The 4,325-nt window shown below is 72.8% G+C and carries 6 protein-coding genes; 2 read left to right on the top strand and 4 right to left on the bottom strand.

The features are described from left to right. Positions 1 to 107: 107 nt before the first annotated feature. From ACPT94_RS09390 to ACPT94_RS09380, 3 genes are all read right to left on the bottom strand, one after another. Positions 108 to 497: a VOC family protein gene (locus tag ACPT94_RS09390; RefSeq protein WP_425245630.1), complete on the bottom strand. Its 390-nt coding sequence runs from the start codon at positions 495 to 497 to the stop codon at positions 108 to 110. A gap of 86 nt (positions 498 to 583) precedes the next feature. After that, complete coding sequence (locus tag ACPT94_RS09385) at positions 584 to 1,339, bottom strand: hypothetical protein (protein ID WP_425245629.1); 756 nt, start codon at positions 1,337 to 1,339, stop codon at positions 584 to 586. A 7-nt stretch (positions 1,340 to 1,346) separates the two neighbouring features. After that, on the bottom strand, positions 1,347 to 2,468 hold the full coding sequence (locus ACPT94_RS09380) for a LacI family DNA-binding transcriptional regulator (RefSeq protein WP_425245628.1): 1,122 nt from the start codon (positions 2,466 to 2,468) through the stop codon (positions 1,347 to 1,349). A gap of 215 nt (positions 2,469 to 2,683) precedes the next feature. On the opposite strand from ACPT94_RS09380, the gene ACPT94_RS09375 reads away from it, so the two are divergent. Then, positions 2,684 to 3,637: an ROK family protein gene (locus ACPT94_RS09375; protein ID WP_360331208.1), complete on the top strand. Its 954-nt coding sequence runs from the start codon at positions 2,684 to 2,686 to the stop codon at positions 3,635 to 3,637. Between the two features lie 36 nt (positions 3,638 to 3,673). On the opposite strand, the gene ACPT94_RS09370 is transcribed toward ACPT94_RS09375, so the two are convergent. Then, entirely contained in the window at positions 3,674 to 3,862 is a 189-nt protein-coding gene (locus ACPT94_RS09370) for a hypothetical protein (RefSeq protein WP_360331205.1), read from the bottom strand. Positions 3,863 to 4,016: 154 nt separating this feature from the next. On the opposite strand from ACPT94_RS09370, the gene ACPT94_RS09365 reads away from it, so the two are divergent. Next, on the top strand, positions 4,017 to 4,211 hold the full coding sequence (locus tag ACPT94_RS09365; protein ID WP_360331202.1) for a hypothetical protein: 195 nt from the start codon (positions 4,017 to 4,019) through the stop codon (positions 4,209 to 4,211). Positions 4,212 to 4,325: the final 114 nt, after the last annotated feature.

Genomic DNA, 4,325 nt, shown 5'->3' with positions numbered 1-4,325 from the left:
CCCGTGGAGACCCCGGGGTTTTCCCGCGCCTTGACCCGCCGGCCCGGCCCCGGGGGGGGCCGGCGGGGGCGTCGCCACCCCGGCCGGCCGACGGTCCTCAGGACCCGCTACTGCTCGGGAAAGGTGTACGGGGTGGTGATGATCTCCATCCCGTGCCCGGCGGGATCCATGAAGTACAGGCCCCGCCCGCCGTGGTGGTGGTTGATCTCACCCGGCTGCTGTCCGTGCGGATCGGCGTAGTACGTGATTCCCGCCTGCTTGATCCGGTCGAACGCCGCGTCGAACTCCTCGTCGGAGACGAGGAACGCGTAGTGCTGCATGACGATCGACTCCGCCGGGATGGTGGCGAAGTCCAGGGTGACGCCGTTGCTGGTGTCGACCGGAACGAACGGGCCCCACTCGGCCCCGACTTCGAGTCCCAGGATGTGGGCCAGGAACTCGGCGGACTCCCGGTTGTCACGGGAATGGACGATGGTGTGGTTCAACTCGACTGACATGTGTGGAATGCCTCCGTAAGGCAAACTCACGGGCACCTCCATGCCTCACCCGGCCGGTGACCGACACGCGATGCCGTGGGACGACCCTAACGGACGATCAGGTGCTCCAGTCCTGAATTCGTCACGAGCTTCTCCTTCGCGAACAGTTGGGTGCCGCGCTCGCACAGCCCCGCGTCGGCCCGGGCGCGGGCACAGAACTCCTCCGGAGCCACACCGAAAAGCCGCCTCAACTCGGCCGACTCCACCAGGAGTTCGGTGAGCAGGGCGCGCTGTCCCGGATGCTTGCGCGGGGCGCCGGTGCCGTCGTGCAGGACTCCGCGACGGTTGACGTACGCGAACGCGCCGGTGAGCGTCTCACCGTTCTCCAGCTCGATCCGCACCTCGGGAGCGGGCAACGGCACGCGGGCGTAGTTGCCGTGCGGCAGCGGCACGCCCTCGCTCGCGTCGATCGCCGCGAGCTGTTCGGCGTCCAGCCAGATGACGAACAACTCGCGTGTCACGCCGGGGGCGTCGACGGGGGAGGCGGACAGGTATCCCATGCGGCTGATGTGCGCGGAGACGCCGATGTCGATGCCCGTGACCCGGGTCTTCACCATCGGGATCGGCGAGGTGATCCCGAACTCGGCCATCTTGTGGCGCAGTTGGCCGGGGCAGGCGTTGGAGCCGATGGCCAGGACCGGTGTCCGGTCGGGGAAGGTCAGGCGGTCCAGGGGCAACAGCCGGTTCCCGTCGAGCAGTCCGGAGTCCGCCGGCCAGGGGCCGGGGTACGTCAGCGGATGCTCGCGCGGCGCGTCGGCGAGACCGAGCGCCTCCAGCGTGCGGTGCAGATCGCGTTCGTACACGCGGGGCTCAGTCCGCCGGGGGCAGCTCGCCCGAGCCGCGGGCGATGAGCCGCGTGGGCAGTTCGATGCGTTCGGGGAGGACCAGGGTGCCGTCCAGCTGCTGGAAGAGGCGCTCGGCGGCGGTGCGGCCGATGGCGGCCGCGTCCTGGGCGATCACGGTGACGCCCGGCTGGAGGAGGTCGGCGAGTTCGAGGTCGTCGAAGGCGACGAGCGCCACCCGGCGGTCCTGCTCGGCGAGCACCCGGATCACGGTGACCGTCACCCGGTTGTTGCCCGAGAAGATCGCCGTGACCGGCGCGGGCCCGGACAGCATCTCCTCGGCCGCCCGGCGCACCCGGCCGGGATCGGTGGCTCCCAGGGACATCCAGGCGTCGCCGACCGGTATGCCCGCGTCCTCCATGGCCGCCCGGTAGCCGCGCAGCCGCTCCGCGGCGGTGTGGATGCGCGGCATGTCCCCGATGAAGCCGATCCGGCGGTGCCCGTGCGCGATGAGGTGGGCGACGCCCTGCCGGGCACCCCCGAAGTTGTCCGACAGGACGCAGTCGGCGGCGCTCCGGCCCGGCGGCCGGGGGCCCAAGCACGGGGCACCCCCGAGGTGGTCCCACTGGACGCAGTGGGCGTCGATCCGGCCGGCCGGCCGGTCGACGAAGACCGTGGCCACGCCCGCCTTGATCTCGGGCTCCAGATAGCGGTGGTCGTCCCCGGCCGGGATGATCACCAGGCCGTCCACCCGGCGCGCGCACAGCGCCAGCGCCAGCTCCTGCTCCCGGTCCGGGTCCTCGGCGCTCGAGCCGTTGATGAGCAGCGCTCCGTGGGCGCGGGCCACCTCCTCCACGGCGCGGCTGAGCGGGCCGTAGAACGGGTCGGCGAGGTCCTCCAGAACCAGGCCGATGCTGGCGGTACGGCCCTTGCGCAGGACCCGCGCGCTGTCGTTGCGGCGGAATCCGAGCGCGTCGATGGCCTCCTGGACCCGCCGCTCCGTCTCCGGCGTGACGCCCGGCTCGCCGTTCACCACACGGGAGACGGTCTTCAGCCCGACCCCCGCGCGTGCCGCCACGTCCTTCATCGTGGGACGGTTGCCGTAGCGAGTTCCGGCGAGGCCGACGGGGCGGCGGGGGGTCTCGGGCACGATGCGGTGTCCTGTCCTGTCGTCCGCGGGGATGCGTGGGTCCCTGGAGGTGTATGAGGATGTGGAGTCGAGCATAGGGCCTGGACAACGTTGTCAGATGCGGGGACACTGTCCACCGCACTCTCCGGCCCACGTCCCCCACCGTTGGACCGGCCAGGCCCTTTCCGATGGTTTCCAATGGTTTCCAATGGTTGACGGGGAGAACCCAGACTTTGATGCACACCGACCTCGTGGCAGCGCTCGACATCGGCGGCACCAAGATCGCCGGAGCCCTGGTGGACGGCGACGGCACGATCCTGGTCCGCGCCCAGCGGCCCACGCCCGCACAGGAGAACGGCGACACCGTGATGCGGGCCGTCGAGCACGTGCTGGAAGAGCTGACGGCGTCGCCGCTGTGGGGGCGCGCCCATGCCGTCGGCATCGGCAGCGCGGGCCCGGTGGACGCCTCCGCCGGCACGGTGAGCCCGGTGAACGTGCCCGGCTGGCGCGACTATCCCCTCGTCGACCGGGTGCGGGCCACCACCGGGAACCTTCCCGTGGAGCTGATCGGCGACGGGGTGGCGATCACGGCGGCCGAGCACTGGCAGGGCGCCGCCCGGGGCCACGACAACGCCCTGTGCATGGTGGTCTCCACCGGCGTCGGCGGGGGCCTGGTCCTCGGCGGACGCCTGCATCCGGGCCCCACCGGCAACGCCGGCCACATCGGTCACATCAGCGTCGACCTCGACGGCGATCCGTGCCCGTGCGGGGCGCGCGGCTGTGTGGAACGCATCGCCAGCGGCCCCCACATCGCCCGCCGTGCCCTGGAGAACGGCTGGCGGCCCGGACCCGACGGCGACACCTCCGCGGCCGCGGTGGCCGCCGCGGCCCGTGCGGGCGACCCGGTCGCCGTGGCCTCCTTCGAGCGTGCCGCCCAGGCGCTGGCCGCCGGCATCGCCGCCACCGCGACCCTCGTCGAGATCGACATAGCCGTGATCGGCGGCGGCGTGGGCAAGGCGGGCGACGTCCTCTTCACACCCCTGCGGCGCTTCCTCGCCGACTACGCGACCCTGTCCTTCGTCCAGCGACTCACCGTGACGCCCGCACAGATGGGCACGGACGCGGGGCTGGTGGGGGCGGCCGCGGCGGCGCTGGCGAGCGGGGCGGGGGTGACGGCGGCGGGGGTGTGACCGGTCACTGGAGGAGGTTCCTCTCTGGAGGAACGTTCAGGCGGACGCGGGCCCCGGCGCGTCCGTACCGCCCGCGACCAGTACGGGGAGGCGTGGCGGCGCAGTGAGCCGGCGGTCGATGCGGACCGGCGGGTCAACCGACGGGGAGCTGCCGGAGAGGGTGGGCGCGGAGATCCTCTGCGGCCTGCGGGCCCGCACCGGGGCGGGCTCCACGACCTGGGACACTTCCTGCTCCCGCGGTGCGACCGGCTTGCGTGCCGATGGCCGCGCCCGCTGCTGGTGATCGCCCGCACCGCGCCGGGCGCGGACGGGATCCCCGGCGCGCCTCTCGCTCGCGCGAACGCGTGACCCCGCGCCGCGTTCCTGCGTTGAACCGGCCATGAAGAAGCGCAGCATGCTCGCCATCGCCTCCCTCGCCACCGGCTTCGTCGTAGCGGCGATCACCCCCTCGCACGGCCTGGGGGGTGAGGACCTCGACGGGCTGAACGTCGGGGACACCCTCAGCACGCTCGACCAGACCGTCGCCGACACGTCGGCCGTCGACGAGGGTGCCCTGGGCGGCGAGAGCGACTGACGGATTCCGCACCCGACCGTGGCGCCGGTTCCCCACCGCGGGGGAGCCGGCACCACGGCGTGCGCGCCCGCAACCGGCGGGGGTTTCCGTGGCAGGGTGGAGCGGGCCAGCCTC

Source organism: Streptomyces aurantiaciflavus, assembly GCF_049808595.1.
In the GTDB taxonomy this organism is placed as follows: Bacteria; Actinomycetota; Actinomycetes; order Streptomycetales; family Streptomycetaceae; genus Streptomyces.
The sequence above is the reverse complement of the archived record's forward strand: the minus strand, read 5'-3'. Positions and strand labels throughout refer to the sequence as shown.

What these genes read in the sequence shown, in the direction of transcription:
- ACPT94_RS09390 (WP_425245630.1), bottom strand. Translation starts at nt 497, where the DNA reads ATGTCAGTCGAGTTGAACCACACCATCGTCCATTCCCGTGACAACCGG.
- ACPT94_RS09375 (WP_360331208.1), top strand. Translation starts at nt 2,684, where the DNA reads ATGCACACCGACCTCGTGGCAGCGCTCGACATCGGCGGCACCAAGATC.
- ACPT94_RS09365 (WP_360331202.1), top strand. Translation starts at nt 4,017, where the DNA reads ATGAAGAAGCGCAGCATGCTCGCCATCGCCTCCCTCGCCACCGGCTTC.